Raw genomic sequence first — 15,250 nt, 5'->3', positions numbered from 1 at the left:
CGCTCAGGCCGGCAAGTCCAAGACTTGCCGCGCGAGGATGTTGCGCTGGATCTCGTTGGTGCCGCCGTAGATCATTGCGGCGGTGGAACCGATGAGCGGCGAGAGCACGTTGAAGCTCTGGCCGTCGAGCACCTGGTCGCCCGCGACCGCGCCCTGCTCTTCGCCGGCTTCGACCAGCATCGCGCCGATGCGGTGGTAGGTCTCGCTGGCCCAGATCTTCAGCAGCGACACCGACGCCGGCAGCGGCTTGCCCGCGCGCACGATGTTGGCGAAGCCGGTGTACGCGGCCGACAGGTCGAGCACGTCGAGCCGCAGCGCCGCGAAGCGCTGCACGAACACCGGGTCGGCGAACAGGCGCCTCGCCTGCCCGAGCCGCGCCAGTTGGCCCAGCGCGTACTGCGACTGCTTGGGGCTGCCCAGGAAGATGCGCTCGAAGCCCAGCAGCGCCTTCGCGATCGTCCAGCCGCCGTGCAACTGGCCCACGAGGTTGTCGGCCGGCACGCGCACGTTGTCGAAGAACACCTCGCAGAACTCGGGCTCGCCCGCCAGCGTGTGGATCGGCCGCACCGTGACGCCCGACGTGCGCAGGTCGCACAGCAGGAAGCTGATGCCCTCCTGCTTGCGCGCGCCCTTGTCGGTGCGCACGAGCATGAAGATGTGGTTGGCGTCCTGCGCCAGCGTGGTCCAGATCTTCTGGCCGTTGACGACGAAGTGGTCGCCCTGCGCATCGTGCCCTGCCACCGCCTCGGTGCGCAGGCCTGCCAGGTCGGAGCCGGCGTTGGGTTCCGAATAGCCTTGGCACCACACATGCTCTCCGCTCAGGATGCGCGGCAGGAAGCGCTGCTGCTGCTCGGGCGTGCCGTGCTGGATGAGCAGCGGACCGATCATCACGATACCCTGGTCGGGCGCGCGCGCCACGCCGTGCTGCTCCAGTTCCTCGATCCACGCGATGAGCTTGTCGGCCGGCAGACCCATGCCACCGTGCGACTGGGGCCAGGCCGGCGCGATCCAGCCCTGCGCCGAGAGCGTGAGGTACCACTCGCGAATCTCGCTCCAGCGCGCGCGGTGCGACAGGTAGCGCAGCTGCGCCGGATAGCGCTGCTGCAAGAAGCCGCGCACCATGCGGCGGAACTCGGCCTCGGGCACCTCGGACCAGTCGGTGGTGCGCGCCATGAATTCGCCGCTCCACGCGGCAACGCTGCTCGCCGCGGCCTCGGCCTCGCCGGTCAGCGCGGCATGGCGGCGCTGGTGCGCCGTGACATTGCCCAGCCACGCCGACAGGCACAGCACGCGCTTGTAGAACAGGCTCAGGTCGCACTCCTGCGTGTAGCCGATGGCCCCGTGCAGCTGCACCGCCGCGCGCGACGCCTGCAGCGCGGCAGCGGTGCAGCGCGCGTTGACGCGGCTGGCCTCGGCTTCGAGGCGATCAGCGGGCAATGCGCCTTCGCCTGCCAGCGCCAGCACCTCGTTCAGCGTGGCCTGCGCCACCTCGAGATGGATGAACATGTCGACGCAGCGGTGTTGCAACGCCTGGAAACTGCCGATGGCCTTGCCGAACTGCGAGCGCGTGCGCAGGTAGGCCAGCGTCTGCGCCAGCATTGCCTGCCCCGCGCCCAGCAGTTCCGCCGCCTGCAGGATTTGCCCCGCCGCGAGCGCCTGCCGCAGCGCGTCCTGCGCGGCCGGCCCGCTGGCCAGCACGGCGTCGGCCGGCAGCACGACCTCTTCGAAGCGCAGGTTCGCAGCCTGGCTGCCATCGACCAGCGGCACGAGCGTTTCGCTCACGCCGGCCGTGCCGCGCGGCACCCACAGCAGCACGGCATCGTCTTCACCACGTGCCGACACCAGCCAACCGCTGGCGGCGGCGCCGGGCAGCACCATGAGCTTGTCGCCCTGCAGCAGCACGCCGCCCGCGCTGCCCGGCCGCGCCTCGCAGCCGCAGGCCAGCGGCACGGCACTGAGGTCGCCCGCGCTTTCCTGCCACGCCAGCGCGGGCAGGCTGCGGCCCGCGACCAGGTCGGCCAGCAGCGCGTGCGCGCCGGGCGTGTCGAGCCGGGCCAGCAGCAGCGCGCTCAGGCCGGCCACCGCCAGCAGCGGCTCGGGTGCCGCGTGTTCGCCGGCCGCGCGCAGGATCTCGGCGGCGCCGTCGAGCCCCAGTGCCAGGCCGCCCGCCGATTCGGGCGCCAGCATGCCGGGCCAGCCGAGCGCCGCGATCCCGCCCCAGCCCAGCGCCTCGTCGGCCTGCGGGTGTTCGGTGCGGGCGCGCCGCCGCGCGATGGCGCCGCTGCGGGTGAAGTAGTCGAGCGCCGCTTCGCGCACGGCCAGAAGTGAGTCGGAATCCATCGCGCTGTCTGCCTTTTCTGTTCCGTTGCAATGACGGTTCGCAGCGTGCCCGAAGACCTCGCCGCGGGGCATTCGCAATTTCGGAAGGGAGGGTTTCGCAATCGCAGAGAGTCAGCCGGCGCACGCGGGGCTAGATTCGCTTCCATGACAAAGATCAAGAAATCCCTGCACACCGAACTCGGCCACAGCACGCCCGACAAGATCACCGTGCGCGGTCGCGACCTGCCCTCGGAAATCCTCGGCCACCTCAACCTGGGCGACATGGCCTTCCTGGAACTGACCGGCCGCATCCCGACGCCGCAGGAATCCGTGACCTTCAACGCCATCGTCGTCACGCTGGTGGAGCACGGCGTGACACCCAGCGCGCTGGCCGCGCGCCTCACCTACGCGGGTGCCCCCGAGGCGCTGCAGGCCGCCGTGGCCGCCGGCCTGTGCGGCCTGGGCACCGTGTTCGTGGGCAGCACCGAAGGCGCCGCGAAGATGCTGTACGAGGCCATCCCCTTCGGCGAGAAGCCCGCGCGCCCGCTCGCCGACATGGCGAAGGACATCGTGGCCGACCACCGCGCACGCAAGATCATCGTGCCGGGCCTGGGCCATCCGCTGCACAAGCCGATCGACCCACGCACGCCGCGCCTCTTCCAGATCGCGGCGGAGAACGGGCTCTCCAGCCACTACGTCGCACTGATGCAGGCGGTGCAGGAAGAAGCCGAGCGCGTGTCGGGCAAGTCGCTGCCGATCAACGCCACCGGTGCCATCGGCGCCATCGCTGCCGAGTTCGGCTTTCCGTGGAAGATCATTCGCGGCTTCGGCGTGATGGCGCGCGCCATCGGCCTGGTGGGCCACATCCTCGAGGAGATCGACGACCCGATGGCCGTCGAGATCTGGCAACGCGTAGAAAAGGAAGCCGGCGGCCCCCGCCAGGACTGAGCACGATGACTTCGACCGACACCCGTTTTCCCGACATCCGCGACGCCGTGCGCGACCTGTGCGCACAGTTCCCCAACGAATACTTCCGCAAGGTCGACGAGGCCCGCGGCTACCCCGTCGAGTTCGTCGACGCGCTCACCAAGGCCGGCTGGATGGCCGCGCTGATCCCGCAGGAGTACGGCGGCTCGGGCCTGGGCCTGACCGAGGCCTCGGTGATCATGGAAGAGATCAACCGCTGCGGCGGCAACTCCGGCGCCTGCCACGGTCAGATGTACAACATGGGCACGCTGCTGCGCCACGGCAGCGAGGCACAGAAGCGCCAGTACCTGCCCAGGATCGCCAACGGCGAGCTGCGCCTGCAGTCGATGGGCGTGACGGAGCCCACCACCGGCACCGACACCACCAAGATCAAGACCACCGCCGTGAAGAAGGGCGACCGCTATGTCGTCAACGGGCAGAAGGTGTGGATCTCGCGCATCCAGCACTCCGACCTGATGATTTTGCTGGCGCGCACCACGCCGCTGGCGGACGTGAAGAAGAAGTCGGAAGGCATGTCGATCTTCATCGTCGACCTGCGCGAGGCCATCGGCAAGGGCATGACGGTGCGGCCCATCCTCAACATGGTGAACCACGAGACCAACGAGCTGTTCTTCGAGAACCTCGAGATCCCGGCGGAGAACCTCATCGGCGAGGAAGGCCAGGGCTTCAAGTACATCCTCGACGGCCTGAATGCCGAGCGCACGCTGATCGCGGCCGAGTGCATCGGCGACGGCTACTGGTTCATCGACAAGGTGACGGCCTACACCAAGGACCGCGTGGTGTTCGGCCGCCCCATCGGGCAGAACCAGGGCGTGCAGTTCCCGATCGCCGAGTCGTTCATCGAGGTCGAGGCCGCCAACCTGATGCGCTACGAGGCCTGCCGCCTGTTCGACGCGCGCCAGCCCTGCGGCGCGCAGGCCAACATGGCGAAGTACCTCGCGGCCAAGGCCAGCTGGGAGGCGGCCAATGCCTGCCTGCAGTTCCACGGCGGCTTCGGCTTCGCCTGCGAATACGACATCGAACGCAAGTTCCGCGAGACGCGGCTGTACCAGGTGGCGCCGATCTCGACCAACCTCATCCTGAGTTACGTCGCCGAACACATGCTCGGCCTGCCCCGGTCTTTTTGACTCACCCCCAGGCTTCGCGCACTTCGTGTCGCTTCTCCTCCCCCCTACCGGGGGCAACACCTGAGGCCCGGCAAAGCCGGTTCCTCGGTGTTCCACGAAAGGATCCTTCATGACTTCCGCCACCATCGACCACCCCAGCAAGGCGCTCGCGACCTTCGCGGCCGAGCTGCAATTCGACGCCATCCCCGCGCCCGTGCTGCGCCGCACCGAGGACCTGATCCTCGACTGGCTCGGCTCCGTGCTCGCGGCACGCGCGGCACGGCCGGTGCGCAGCATCGAGCGCTTTGCGCAGATGATGGGCCCCGCCGAGGGCCCGAGCGAAATCCTCACCTCGCGGCGCACCAGCTCGCCACTGTTCGCCGCCCTCGTCAACGCAGCGGCCTCGCACTACGTGGAACAGGACGACGTGCACAACGGCTCGGTGTTCCACCCGGCCGCTGTGGTCATCGCGCCCGCGCTGGCGGTGGCACAGAGCCTCGGTGCCAGCGGCGCGCAGCTGCTGACGGCCGTGGTCGCGGGTTACGAAGTGGGCATCCGTGTCGGCGAGTTCCTGGGCCGCTCGCACTACCGCACCTTCCACACCACCGCCACGGCGGGCACGATCGCGGCAGCCGCCGCGGTGGGCCGCCTGCTCGAGCTGTCGCCGCAGCAGATGCTGCACGCCTTCGGTTCGGCCGGCACGCAGTCGGCCGGCGTGTGGGAGTTCCTGCGCGACGCGGCCGATTCGAAGCAGCTGCACTGCGCGCACGCGGCAGCCAGCGGGCTGATGTCGGCCTACCTCGCGCAGGACGGCTTCACGGGCGCGGCAAAGATCCTCGAAGGCGCGCAGGGGCTGGGCGTGGGCATGTCGAGCGACGCCGATCCATCGAAGCTCGTCGACGGCCTGGGCACGCGCTGGACGCTGGCCGAGACCTCGTTCAAGTACCACGCCTCCTGCCGCCACACGCACCCGGCCGCCGACGCGCTGCTGCAGGTGATGACGCAGAACCAGCTCCAACCCGCCGACGTGGCCCGCGTGACCACGCACGTGCACCAGGGCGCGATCGACGTGCTGGGCCGCGTGACGGTGCCCGCCACGGTGCACCAGGGCAAGTTCTCGATGGGCACGGTGCTGGGCCTGATCGCGGTGCACGGCCGCGCGGGCCTGGGCGAGTTCGACCGCGACTTTCTCTCGCCCGAGGTCTCGGCCTTCCGCGAGAAGGTGACGATGGCGCTCGACGACGAGGTCGACACGGCCTACCCCGCACGCTGGATCGGCAAGGTCAGCGTGCACACCGCCGACGGGCGCACGCTCGCGGGCCGCGTCGACGAGCCCAAGGGCGACCCGGGCAACACCCTGAGTCGCGCCGAGATCGAGGACAAGATGCAGCGCCTGGCGCACTACGGCGAAGGCGCGACGGCCGACGAGGCCAAGGCCCTGTGCCAGCGCGTCTGGCAACTGGGCGAGACGGCGCGCGTGGGCCGCTGGCTAGGCTGAGCGAACGCGGGCCGTTCAGTCGAACAGCCGGCCCTGCCCCGGCGAACGCGCATCGAGCCCGGCCGTGCGCACGAGGTCCCAGAAGCCCGCGGGCGAGCTGGAGACCACGGGCACCTGCAGGCGCGCCTCGACCTCGCGCACCGCATCGAGCGTGACGAGGCCGCCGCACGAGATCAGGATGCCATCGGCGCCGGGCTGGTCCTCGAACACCTTGAGGCACAGGTCGACCAGCACGTCGGTCGACACCTGGCCGACGGCCTGCACGTCGGAGATGGCCAGGCCCTCGAGCGCCAGCGGTTCGAAGTCGCTCTGTTCGAGGTAGCGCCGCAGATGCACGTTGACCTCGTCGATGTAGGCCGTGGCCACCGCCACGCGCCGCACCTGGAGGTGACGCAGGCCCGCGACGATGGCGTCGCTCATCGTCGTGCAGGGCAGGCCCGTGGCCTGTTCCATCTCGCGCTGCAGCTGGCGCGTGAAGGCCAAGCCACGGAAGAAGCTCAGCGACGTGCCCATGAGCGAGACGGCGCTGGCGCCCTCCGCCTTCAATTCCAGCGCCTTGCCGATGACCGAGTCGATCACTTCGGTGTAGCCGCGCGTGGAGATTTCGCCGAGGCCGAGGCCACGTGCCGAGAAGCGGATGCGGTCGCCGTAGAGCAGCGGGCCGTCGACCGGCACCGCGCCCGCTGCGGGAGGGACGATGAGGCCGAGATGCGGTGGCGTCGTCACCTCAATTGCCCTCCGCCACGATCCGCTGGTCCGTGATGATGCGTTTCCATCGCGTCGTTTCTTCCGCCATGTCCTTGCCCAGTTGGGCCGGCGTGGCATAGGCGCGCAGCGTGCCTTGCGCGGCGGCGGCCGTGCCCGTCTCGGGCATGTCGAGCACGGTCTTCACGGCGGCCGAGAGCTTGTCGACCACGTCGTTGGGCGTGCCCGCTGGCGCGAGCAGGAAGATGCGCGGCGCCACGTCGAAGCCCGGCAGGGCCTCGGCCAGCGGCGCGACGCTTTCGGCACCTTCGAGCTTCGCGTTGTTCAGCAGCGCCAGCGCGCGCAGCTTGCCGGCCTTCGACTGCGCCATCGCGGCGGTCGCGCTCACCACGCCCAGCGGCACCTGTCCGCCGACCACGTCGGGCACGATCTGCGCCGCGCCGCGGTACGGCACGTGCACCACGAACGCGCCAGTGGACTGCTTGAGCATCTCGAAGCCCAGGTGCTGCACGGTGCCGACGCCCGACGATGCGTAGGAGTAGCGCCCCGGATGGGCCTTGAGTTCCTTGACGAGTTCAGCGGGCGTCTTGGCGGGAAAGTCGTTGCCCGCGACGATCATCAGCGGCGACACGAAGGCGCCGGCCACGGGCTTGAAGCTGGTCAGCGGATCGATCGCGATCTTCGGCTGCAGCAGCTTGGCGATCAGCAGGGCGCTGTCGCCCATCATCAGCGTGTAGCCGTCGGGCGGGGCCTTGGCGACGAGGTCGGCCGCAATGAGGCCGGTGGCGCCGGTGCGGTTTTCCACCAGTACCTGCTGGCCCAGCACGGCAGGCAGGCGCGCACTGAGCATGCGCGCGACGGCATCGACGCCGCCGCCTGCCGAGTAGCCGACGACGATGCGGATGGGCTTGTCGGGAAACTTCTGCGCCCACGCGGCGGGTGCGGCGGCCAACAGGCCGGCCAGGCCCAGGGCCCATGCGGTCCGCACTGCATGCCGGCGCGAGGGCCGGGCTGCGTCTCTTCTGTCTTTCATCTTGTCTCCGTGGTGGTCGGTGTCGCCGGCCGTCTGCGCGGCCTGGTCGTGGTCGAGAGTGTCGTCGCGCGTCAGGCTTTTCCCTTGCCGTGCGAAGTAGGCAGCTTCGCGAGTTCGCGCACGCGCTCGGCGTTGGGCGTGAAGCCCAGGCCCGGCGCCTCGGGCAGCGTGAGCCAGCCCTTCTCGGGCACGGGCAGGCCGTCGAAGATCTGCTTGAGCATCTGCACCGCGACGTAGTGGTACTCGACCAACCCGCCGTTCGACACACCCGCGTGCAGGTGCATGTTGTGGAAGGGCCAGGCGCCGCCGTTGTCGATGGGCGTGTTGAAGGCCGCGGCCATGCCGGCGATCTTCAGGCACTGCGAGTAGCCGCCCGAGATGGTCACGTTGGGCTGCAGCACGTCGGCCGCCTGGTTCACCAGCAGGTCGCGGAAACGGAAAGCCAGGCCTTCGTTCTGCCCGCAGGCCAGCGGAATGCGCGTGCGTGCGCGCAGTTGCGCCATCTGCCGCACGTCGTTCTGCGTGAGCGGCTCCTCGAAGAAGCTGATGCCGTAGGGCTCGATGCGGTGCGCCAGTTCGGTGGCGTGGAACAGGTCGAGGCCGCAGTTGGCGTCGACATACAGCTTGACGTCGGGACCCACGGCCTCGCGCACGGCGGCGACGCGGCGCACGTCTTCGGCGATGACTTCGTCGAGCGGGCGCGGCTCGTCGCGGCGCGCCAGCGCGTGGTTGCCGACCGTCATCTTCAGGCGATCGAAGCCCTGCGACACCCACAGCCTGGCGGCGTCGGCGAGCTGGTCGCGCTCGAAGAAGCCGAAACCGAAGGTGGCGTACACCGGCACCTTGGCGCGCGCGCCGCCGAACAGGCGCCACAGCGGCTGGCCCAGCGCCTTGCCCTTCAGGTCCCACAGCGCGATGTCGAGCGCGGCGATGGTGTGGCTCGCATAGCCGGTCTGCCCCCGCGGCGAGAGCAGCCAGTAGAGCTTCTCCCACAGGCGCTCGGTGGCCATCGGGTCTTCGCCGATCAGCGCGGGGCCGGCGACCTCACGCACGGCGGCGGCGATGATTTCTTCTTCGGTGATGGCCGTCATGCCATGGCCGACGAGGCCGGTGTCGGTCTCGATCTCGGTGAGGCACAGCGACAGCGAGGTCTGCTTGTTCAGGCCGACCACGTCGATGGTCACGGGAATGTTCAGCGGCGTGGCGCTGACGCGAACGATCTTCAAGGGTGTCTCCTTTGGTTTGCACGCATCTTTGCGCGAGGACCGCGGGAGAACAATTCGTTTTTGGCGGGCGTGAGCCTTCGCGCGGCGCGAAGGCTCGTCGAACGCGCCCTTCAGTCGGGACGGCCGAGGTGTTCGAGCACCGAACGCGCCGCGACCGTCAGGTCCTGCTGCCTGCGCACGCACAGCACGTGGCGCCGCAGCGCCCAGGGTGCGTCGAGCTTGAGGCAGCGCAGCTTCATGATCTGCAGCTGCGGCAGGATCGCCGCATAGGGCAGCACGCCGATGCCCGCGCCCTGCTCCACCATTCGGCAGACCATGTCGAAGCTGCCCACCTGCATGCGCACCTTGAGCGGCATCTGCGCCTCCAGCGCTCCGGAGAGCAGCACGCGATGCAGCGCCGTGCCTTCGCGCACCACGATATGTTCGTAGGCCAGCACTTCCTCCACGCCGATGCGCTTGCGCCGCGCCAGCGGATGGTCGCGCGCGATCACCACGGCCAGTTCATCGGTGCGGTAGGGCAGGCATTCGAGGCCGTCGGCGGGTGTCTGCCCCTCGATCACGCCGATGTCGGCCAGCCCGGCCTGCACGGCCTTGACGACCTCGGTGCTCGCGCGCTCCTGCAGATCGATCTTGAGCACCGGATGCAGGCGCAGGAAGGAGCCGATCTGCGCCGGCAAAAACTGCGCGATGGTCGAAGCGTTGGCCATGACGCTGACCACGCCCGCCACGCCGTTCTGGAAGTCGTCGAGTTCGGCGCCGAGTCGGTCCATGGCCGACAGCACGGCGCGCGCGTGCAGCAGCAGCCCATGCCCCGCCGATGTGACCGTGACGCCGCGCGCATGCCGCACCAGCAGCGGCAACCCGGCGCGCGCCTCGAGGTCGGCGATGCGTTTGCTGGCGGCAGCCAGCGCGATGTGACAGCGCTTGGCGCCTTCGCTGATGCTGCCGTGGTCGGACACGGCGACGAACAGGCGCAGCGACTTCAGGTCGGCGGACATGGCCTCAGACTGCGGTGAGGTGATCGAACAGCTCGCGCGCGGAGGCGGGCAACTGTTCGCGGTCGCGCGCGATGAGCTTCAGCTCGCGCTCCGCCCAGGCATCGCTCAGCGGCACGGTCGCGATGCGCATGGCCATTGCCAGCCGCTGCGCCGACGACGACGGCAGCACGCCGACGCCCACGCCCGCTTCGATCATCAGACAGATGGCCTCGAAGCTGCTGACCTGGATGCGCGGGTTGAAGCCGCGCCCCGCCAGTTCGGCGCGTCGCTGCAGGAAACGATGGATCGCGCTGCCGTGGTGCAACCCCACGTGCTGCTCGTCGAGCGTGTCGACGAAAGCCACCGACGCGGCGCCGGCCAGCGCATGCGTGATGGGCACCACCAGCACGAGGTGGTTGCGGCCGAAGGGACGCGCGTCGAACTCGCCGGTGTGCACATCGCCCGCGAGGATGCCGATGTCGGCCTCGCCGTCGGCCACGGCGCGCACGATTTCTTCGCTCAGGTACTCGCGCAGGTCCACCTGCACGGCCGGATGCTGCGTGAGAAAACCCGCCAGCTTCTGCGGCAGGTACTCGGTGATCGAGGTGGTATTGGCGAACACCCGCACATGGCCCTTGATGCCCTTACCGAAGTCCTGCATGTCGCAGCGCAGGTGCTCCATCTGCTGCATCACGCGCTTGGCGTGGTACAGCACCGCCTGCCCCGCGGCCGTGAGGCTCACGCCCTGGGCACTGCGATGCAGCAGCTTGCCGCCCACCGCCTCTTCCATCTGCTTGATGCGCGTGGAAGCGGCGGCCAGCGAGATGCAGGCCTTCTCCGCGCCGCGCGTGAGGCTGCGAGCGTCCGCCACGTAGACGAACAGTTTCAGGTCGAACAGGTCGAAATGCAGGTTCACCGGGGTGGCACGAAGGAAGCGGGAGGAACGCGCATTGTCCGGCGAACGGCACCGCCTGCCGTCGCCTGCGGGTTTGTCCTCAGACCGGGTCCCAGCTGAACACGTCGGCGGAACGGTCCAGCGGGAAGAAACTGGCGCGCATCGCGGGCATCGCGTGCTCGGCAATGCTCTCGGGCGTCCAGCCTTCGGAGCGGTGAATGGAGCGCACCGGTCGCGGCTGGCTGATGAGCGAGATCTCGTTGTTGCGCACCGAGAAGATCTGGCCGTTGACCGCAGCAGCCGCGTCACTCGCCAGGTACACCGCGAGCGGCGCGACTTTGGCGGGCGTCATCTGCTTGATCTTGTCGACGCGCGCGCGCTGCTCGTCGGTGTCGGTGGGAATGGCGCCGATCATGCGGCTCCAGGCGAAGGGCGCGATGCAGTTGGAGCGCACGTTGAACTTGAGCATGTCCAGCGCGATGGACTTCGACAGCGCCGCAATGCCGAGCTTGGCCGCTGCGTAGTTGGCCTGGCCGAAGTTGCCGATCAGGCCCGAGGTGGAGGTCATGTGCACGAGCGCGCCCGCGTTCTGCTCCTTGAAGTGCGTCGCGGCCGCGCGGCTCACGAAGTAGGCGCCGTACAGGTGCACCTTGATCACCGCGTCCCACTCGTCGACCGACATCTTGTGAAAGAACCGGTCGCGCAGGATGCCCGCGTTGTTGACCACCACGTCAATGCGCCCGAAGCTGTCGACCGCGCATTCGACGATGCGCCCCGCGCTCGCGGCATCGGCCACGCTGTCGGTGTTGGGCACGGCCTGCCCGCCGGCCGCGCGAATCTCCTCGACCACCTGCTGCGCCGGCCCGGCACTGCCGCCCGCGCCGTCAAGCCCCGCGCCGATGTCGTTGACCACCACCTTCGCACCGCTGCGGGCCATCGCGAGTGCGATGTCGCGCCCGATGCCGCCGCCCGCGCCGGTGACCACGACCACTTTTCCTTCAACCATGTGTGCCTCTGCTCTGGAATGTCGCCCGCGGGGTCGCGGACGATTTTCAGAATGCCACAGGGGACGGGCTGCGAGTTCGGGAATTCCGAAGAGGGGCTTCAGGCGATGGCTTGATGACCTACTGCCTTGCCATCCGCGCATTCACCGGCAGCGCCTGCGGCCAGCTCGTTCGGAACGGGTTGATGTCCAGCCCGCCGCGCCGCGTGTAGCGCGCATACACCGCGAGCTTGGTCGGCTGGCACTGGCGCCAGATGTCCGTGAACATGCGCTCGGCGCAAGGCTCGTGGAATTCGTTGTGGTTGCGAAAGCTCACGATGTACGCCAGCAGGCCCGCCTGGTCGATGGGCGGGCCGCTGTAGCGGATCTGCACGCTGCCCCAGTCGGGCTGGCCGGTGACGAGGCAGTTGCTCTTGAGCAGGCGGCTGGTCAGCGTCTCGGTGACGGGGGCCTGGGTGGCGTCGCTGCTCAGCAGCTCGGGGGCGGGCTGGTAGCGGGTGCACTCGATGTCGAGGCGGTCGAGGTCCAGGCCATCGAGTTCGTGCACCGGCTCGCGGTCGAACATCTCGGGCGCGAGCAGCTTCACGCCGATGGTGGCGGGCTGCGCGCTGCCGCGCCAGGCGGCTTCGGACAGATCGGTGCGCAGGCGCTCGCGCACCTCGTCGGCGCTCGCGAACACGGTGTTGTTGAAGCTGTTGAGGTACAGCTTGAACGACTTGCTCTCGATGATGTTCGGCGTCTCGCACGGGATGGTGAAGTGCGCGATGGCCACCTGCGGCTTGCCGCGCGGATTGAGCCAGCTCAGCTCGAAGGCGGTCCAGAGGTCGGCGCCGAAGAAGGGCAAGGCGCCCGCCTGGATGCCCATGGCCTCGCGCTGCGTGGCACGGGCGATGGGGAAGAGCTGCGATGGGTCGTATTTGTCGGCGTAGGCCGAGGCACGGCCGAGCTGCGATTGCTCGGGGGTGTTGGCGGTGATGGGCTTGGTGGGGTCGTGGCTCATGGCGTTTCCTTGACGTTCGCGGCGGCATCGGCCGCATGCGCGAACGGCGCAATGTGGTTGGCGAGGATGGTGCACACCTCGGGCGGCAGGTCGTGGCCCATGCCGGGGATGGCCACGAAGGTCGCGCCGGGAATGCGGCGGGCGGTGTCTTGTCCGCAGGCGATGGGCACGAGCGCGTCGGCGTCGCCGTGCAACACCAGCGTGGGACGCGCGATACGCGCCAGCACCTGCGGCCGGTCGTCGTCGGCGCCGATGGCGAGCATCTGGCGCATCAGGCCGGCGGGGTGATACGCGCGGCGCATGCCGAAGGTGAGGCGCGTGGCCAGCTGCTCGTCGGTCTGCGGGTAGGCAGGGCTCTGGATGAGCCGCAGCAGCCTGATGCTGTGCGCGACCAGCGCGGCCTCGTCATGGCTGCGCGGACGACGCATGAGCATGGCGCCGACCTCGCGGCGCGGGCCCGGCAGGCCGCGTGCGCCGCTGGAACTCATGATGCTCACGAGGCTGGCGGTGCGTTGCGGCGCGGTGGCGGCGATGCGCTGGGCGATCATGCCGCCCATCGAGGCGCCGACGATGTGGGCCTTCGCGATGCCCAGTGCGTCGAGCACACCGAGCGAATCGAGCGCCATGTCCTGCAGGGTGTAGGCGCTGCGCACCTTCAGGCCGATGCGGTGGCGGAGGGTCTCCCACACGAGGTTGCCCACGCCGGCATGATCGAAGCCCTGGCTCAGGCCGATGTCGCGGTTGTCGTGGCGCACCACGCGAAAGCCCGCATCGACCAACTGCTGCACGAAGCCGTCGGGCCAAGCGACCAGCTGCATGCCCAACCCCATGATCAGCAGGATGACGGGGCGCCCTTCGCCGCCGGTGTCGTCGACTTCGATCTGCAGGCCGTTGGCGGTGACTTTCATCGGTTCCTTGATGTTGTTTCTTCTACTTGAACTCGCGCTCGCGCAGCCACTTGGTGGCGACCCATTTTTCGCCCGCGAGCACCGGCGCGCCGCCGTGCAGCGTGCGGGTGGCGGGGTCGGGCCGGTCGTAGCTGAAGAAGACGCCGCAGCCGCGCGCCGGGGCCACTTCGAGTCCGATGTCGGGGAAGGTGGTGGCGCCGCCCTGCTCGGGCTCCTGCAGGTACATCACGAGCGTGGCCACGCGCTGGCCGCCGCGCTTGAGGATGGTGGGCGTGCCGGGCTCGTTCGGGTCGAAGTAGTCGTAGTGCGGGCGGTACTGCGCGCCGGGCGCGTAGCGCAGGATCTGCAGGCCCTCGCCGTATTCGAGCGGCCAGCGCAGCAGCATGGCCAGGCGCTGTTCGAGGCGCGCGACGATCTCGTTCTCGCCGCGCTCGAAGAACATGCCGTCGCTGGTGCGGTCGACGTTGAGCACCTCGCCGCCGGTGCGGGTCTCGACGGTGAGCGAGCGGGCCAGCCGCACGCGCGCGGCGGCGATCAGCCCTTCGCATTCCTCCACCGACAGCAGGTTGCCGAACACCACGACACGCGGATGCCGCACGGTCTGCAGCACCTGCACACGGCGGTCGCCGGCATCGATGTACAGCGGCGCGCCGTCGAGATCGGGGCCGGGCATCTCGGTGCGGGCCGGCGCCAGGGCTGTCTCGGCATCGGCGAAACCGCCTTCGAGCTGGGCCAGCGCGGTGTCGGCCGCGGCATCGTGCCAGCCGGCCGCCCGCATCGAGGCCCGCAGCGCGGGCACCGAATGTCCGGCCGCGAGCTGGGCGACCAGCCATTCGCGCAGTTCCGGACTGATCGCTTGGGACATCAGACTTTCCTCCTGAACACCAGCCTTTCGGCTGTCGATACCTGGGCGTCGAAACCATAACCTTCGAGATCGAATTTTTCCAGCGCCTTGGGCGTGGCCGCCTGGTGCATCACGGCCCAGCGCGCCAGCAGGCCGCGGGCGCGCTTGGCGAAGAAGCTCACGATCTTGTACTTGTCGCCCTTCCACTCCTGGAACACGCATTCGACCACGCGCGCCTTGAGCACCTTCTGGTCGACCGACTTGAAGTACTCCTGCGAGGCGACGTTGATGACCACCGGCGTGCGGTCGGCCGCCAGGCGCTCGTTCAGGTGCTCGGCGATGCGCGAGCCCCAGAAGGCGTACAGGTCCTTGCCGTGGCGATTGGCCAGCGGCGTGCCCATTTCGAGCCGGTAGGGCTGCAGGCGGTCGAGCGGGCGCAGCAGGCCGTACAGGCCACTGAGAATGCCCACGTGGTCCTGCGCCCAGGCGAGTTGGGCGGGCGTGAGGCTGCGGGCGTCGAAGCCGCCGTAGACGTCGCCGTCGAAGGCAAAGGCGGCCTGGCGGGCGTTCTTGTCGGTGCTCTTGGGCGACCAGGCGGCGTAGCGGGCCACGTTGAGGGCCGAGAGCTTGTCCGACAGGTGCATCAGCTCGGCGATGTCTTGGGGCGACTTCTCGCGCAGCAGCTTGATGAGTTCGACCGAAGGGCCGCGCGGGGCTTCGAAATGCGGCTGGGTGACGGGGGTTTCGGG

The 15,250-nt window shown here is 69.2% G+C and carries 14 protein-coding genes; 3 read left to right on the top strand and 11 right to left on the bottom strand.

Annotation, left to right across the window (positions count from 1 at the left end; translation table 11 throughout):
* Positions 1 to 3 precede the first annotated feature (3 nt).
* The gene (locus tag D3H34_RS19190) at positions 4 to 2,340 is read right to left on the bottom strand and encodes an acyl-CoA dehydrogenase family protein (protein WP_119555840.1); all 2,337 of its coding nucleotides are present in this window, start codon (positions 2,338 to 2,340) and stop codon (positions 4 to 6) included.
* Between the two features lie 144 nt (positions 2,341 to 2,484).
* Here D3H34_RS19190 and D3H34_RS19185 point away from each other — a divergent pair, with 144 nt between their 5' ends.
* The 3 genes from D3H34_RS19185 to D3H34_RS19175 all read left to right on the top strand — a co-directional run bounded on the left by D3H34_RS19185 (position 2,485) and on the right by D3H34_RS19175 (position 5,910).
* Positions 2,485 to 3,267 carry a citryl-CoA lyase gene (locus D3H34_RS19185; protein ID WP_119555839.1) on the top strand — a complete coding sequence of 261 codons (783 nt, stop codon included), beginning with the start codon at positions 2,485 to 2,487 and terminating at the stop codon, positions 3,265 to 3,267.
* Positions 3,268 to 3,272: 5 nt separating this feature from the next.
* Positions 3,273 to 4,433, top strand: a complete 1,161-nt coding sequence (locus D3H34_RS19180) for an acyl-CoA dehydrogenase family protein (RefSeq protein ID WP_119555838.1) — start codon at positions 3,273 to 3,275, stop codon at positions 4,431 to 4,433.
* A gap of 109 nt (positions 4,434 to 4,542) precedes the next feature.
* On the top strand, positions 4,543 to 5,910 hold the full coding sequence (locus D3H34_RS19175) for an MmgE/PrpD family protein (protein WP_119555837.1): 1,368 nt from the start codon (positions 4,543 to 4,545) through the stop codon (positions 5,908 to 5,910).
* A 15-nt stretch (positions 5,911 to 5,925) separates the two neighbouring features.
* On the opposite strand, the gene D3H34_RS19170 is transcribed toward D3H34_RS19175, so the two are convergent.
* From D3H34_RS19170 to yaaA, 10 genes are all read right to left on the bottom strand, one after another.
* Positions 5,926 to 6,636, bottom strand: coding sequence for an arylmalonate decarboxylase (locus tag D3H34_RS19170; protein ID WP_119555836.1), 711 nt, complete (start codon positions 6,634 to 6,636; stop codon positions 5,926 to 5,928).
* A 1-nt stretch (position 6,637) separates the two neighbouring features.
* On the bottom strand, positions 6,638 to 7,648 hold the full coding sequence (locus D3H34_RS19165; protein WP_119555835.1) for a Bug family tripartite tricarboxylate transporter substrate binding protein: 1,011 nt from the start codon (positions 7,646 to 7,648) through the stop codon (positions 6,638 to 6,640).
* 71 nt (positions 7,649 to 7,719) lie between these two features.
* Positions 7,720 to 8,874, bottom strand: a complete 1,155-nt coding sequence (locus D3H34_RS19160; RefSeq protein ID WP_119555834.1) for a mandelate racemase/muconate lactonizing enzyme family protein — start codon at positions 8,872 to 8,874, stop codon at positions 7,720 to 7,722.
* Between the two features lie 110 nt (positions 8,875 to 8,984).
* Positions 8,985 to 9,872: a LysR family transcriptional regulator gene (locus tag D3H34_RS19155; RefSeq protein WP_119555833.1), complete on the bottom strand. Its 888-nt coding sequence runs from the start codon at positions 9,870 to 9,872 to the stop codon at positions 8,985 to 8,987.
* Between the two features lie 4 nt (positions 9,873 to 9,876).
* Positions 9,877 to 10,767, bottom strand: a complete 891-nt coding sequence (locus tag D3H34_RS19150) for a LysR family transcriptional regulator (protein WP_119555832.1) — start codon at positions 10,765 to 10,767, stop codon at positions 9,877 to 9,879.
* Between the two features lie 79 nt (positions 10,768 to 10,846).
* Positions 10,847 to 11,752, bottom strand: coding sequence for an SDR family NAD(P)-dependent oxidoreductase (locus D3H34_RS19145; protein WP_119555831.1), 906 nt, complete (start codon positions 11,750 to 11,752; stop codon positions 10,847 to 10,849).
* Between the two features lie 118 nt (positions 11,753 to 11,870).
* Positions 11,871 to 12,749 carry an NADPH-dependent 7-cyano-7-deazaguanine reductase QueF gene (gene queF / locus D3H34_RS19140; RefSeq protein WP_119555830.1) on the bottom strand — a complete coding sequence of 293 codons (879 nt, stop codon included), beginning with the start codon at positions 12,747 to 12,749 and terminating at the stop codon, positions 11,871 to 11,873.
* The gene (locus D3H34_RS19135; RefSeq protein ID WP_119555829.1) at positions 12,746 to 13,657 is read right to left on the bottom strand and encodes an alpha/beta fold hydrolase; all 912 of its coding nucleotides are present in this window, start codon (positions 13,655 to 13,657) and stop codon (positions 12,746 to 12,748) included. Before D3H34_RS19135 ends, queF begins: the two co-directional genes overlap by 4 nt.
* 22 nt (positions 13,658 to 13,679) lie before the next feature.
* Positions 13,680 to 14,522: a 2OG-Fe(II) oxygenase gene (locus tag D3H34_RS19130; RefSeq protein ID WP_119555828.1), complete on the bottom strand. Its 843-nt coding sequence runs from the start codon at positions 14,520 to 14,522 to the stop codon at positions 13,680 to 13,682.
* On the bottom strand, positions 14,522 to 15,250 hold a 729-nt coding region (yaaA, locus tag D3H34_RS19125), incomplete at its 5' end, for a peroxide stress protein YaaA (protein ID WP_119555827.1). The genes yaaA and D3H34_RS19130, both read right to left, overlap by 1 nt.

It is taken from the genome of Acidovorax cavernicola, assembly GCF_003581445.1.
This window is presented reverse-complemented; position numbering and strand designations above follow the sequence as displayed.

What these genes read in the sequence shown, in the direction of transcription:
- D3H34_RS19165 (WP_119555835.1), bottom strand. Translation starts at nt 7,648, where the DNA reads ATGAAAGACAGAAGAGACGCAGCCCGGCCCTCGCGCCGGCATGCAGTG.
- D3H34_RS19155 (WP_119555833.1), bottom strand. Translation starts at nt 9,872, where the DNA reads ATGTCCGCCGACCTGAAGTCGCTGCGCCTGTTCGTCGCCGTGTCCGAC.
- queF (WP_119555830.1), bottom strand. Translation starts at nt 12,749, where the DNA reads ATGAGCCACGACCCCACCAAGCCCATCACCGCCAACACCCCCGAGCAA.
- D3H34_RS19135 (WP_119555829.1), bottom strand. Translation starts at nt 13,657, where the DNA reads ATGAAAGTCACCGCCAACGGCCTGCAGATCGAAGTCGACGACACCGGC.
- D3H34_RS19180 (WP_119555838.1), top strand. Translation starts at nt 3,273, where the DNA reads ATGACTTCGACCGACACCCGTTTTCCCGACATCCGCGACGCCGTGCGC.
- D3H34_RS19185 (WP_119555839.1), top strand. Translation starts at nt 2,485, where the DNA reads ATGACAAAGATCAAGAAATCCCTGCACACCGAACTCGGCCACAGCACG.
- D3H34_RS19130 (WP_119555828.1), bottom strand. Translation starts at nt 14,522, where the DNA reads ATGTCCCAAGCGATCAGTCCGGAACTGCGCGAATGGCTGGTCGCCCAG.
- D3H34_RS19145 (WP_119555831.1), bottom strand. Translation starts at nt 11,752, where the DNA reads ATGGTTGAAGGAAAAGTGGTCGTGGTCACCGGCGCGGGCGGCGGCATC.
- D3H34_RS19190 (WP_119555840.1), bottom strand. Translation starts at nt 2,340, where the DNA reads ATGGATTCCGACTCACTTCTGGCCGTGCGCGAAGCGGCGCTCGACTAC.
- D3H34_RS19175 (WP_119555837.1), top strand. Translation starts at nt 4,543, where the DNA reads ATGACTTCCGCCACCATCGACCACCCCAGCAAGGCGCTCGCGACCTTC.